General features: G+C 54.8%; 1 tRNA gene and 1 rRNA gene. Both read right to left on the bottom strand.

From position 1 onward, the window contains the following. A 5S ribosomal RNA gene (gene rrf / locus OGV94_RS00060) occupies positions 1 to 81 on the bottom strand; the annotation flags it as partial. Positions 82 to 119: 38 nt separating this feature from the next. Further along, positions 120 to 195, bottom strand: a tRNA-Thr gene (locus tag OGV94_RS00065). Positions 196 to 281 lie beyond the last annotated feature (86 nt).

Consider the following 281-nt stretch of genomic DNA (forward strand, 5'->3'; position numbering starts at 1 on the left):
CACACTACCATCGGCGCTACGGCGTTTCACTTCTGAGTTCGGCATGGGGTCAGGTGGGACCACCGCGCTACAGCCGCCAGACAAATTCTTTTCTAAGTGCCGAACTTTAACCGAAAAACTGGTGCTGATACCCAGAGTCGAACTGGGGACCTCACCCTTACCAAGGGTGCGCTCTACCAACTGAGCCATATCAGCACACTAAATTTGATGCCTGGCAGTTCCCTACTCTCGCATGGGGAGACCCCACACTACCATCGGCGCTACGGCGTTTCACTTCTGAG

The organism is Citrobacter sp. Ce006 (assembly GCF_030336535.1).
GTDB classification, from domain to species: domain Bacteria; phylum Pseudomonadota; class Gammaproteobacteria; order Enterobacterales; family Enterobacteriaceae; genus Citrobacter; species Citrobacter europaeus.